This window comes from Micromonospora fiedleri, from assembly GCF_016774385.1.
Classification (GTDB): domain Bacteria; phylum Actinomycetota; class Actinomycetes; order Mycobacteriales; family Micromonosporaceae; genus Micromonospora; species Micromonospora gifhornensis.
Genome location: NZ_JAETXL010000044.1, coordinates 1 through 486 on the forward strand (window position 1 = coordinate 1; position 486 = coordinate 486).

At 70.0% G+C, this 486-nt stretch carries 1 pseudogene; it reads left to right on the plus strand.

Going from position 1 to position 486, the window contains the following annotated elements:
* A pseudogene (locus tag JMF97_RS30550) lies at positions 1–486 on the plus strand (FAD-dependent oxidoreductase); the annotation flags it as partial.

Below are 486 nucleotides of genomic sequence, written 5' to 3' on the forward strand. Positions count from 1 at the left end.
TGGTGAGGGCGGCCCGGATCCGGAACTTCGGCTCCTGGTCGCCGGACCTGGTCAAGGGCGAGCGTCCCTGCCTCGGGCTGGAGTATTGCGTGTCGGTGGGCGAAGAGAGCTGGCGTACGGCCGACGCCGACGTGATCGTCGCCGCGACCCGGGAGTTGGGGACGCTGGGACTGGTCCGGCCCGGGGTGGTCGAGGCCGGCTACGTGGTGCGGATGCCGAAGGCGTACCCGGTCTACGACGAGCGCTACCAGCACAACGGCGACGTGATCCGGCAGTGGCTGGCCCGCGAGGTGCCGAACGTGCACGCTGTCGGGCGTAACGGCATGCACCGCTACAACAACCAGGACCACTCGATGCTGACGGCGATGCTGACCGTCGAGAACAGCGTGCGGGACGCCGGCCACGACGTCTGGTCGGTCAACGTGGAGCAGGACTACCACGAGGAGACCTCGCACGGCGACGGGCGGCACGGCACCGGCCGCGACG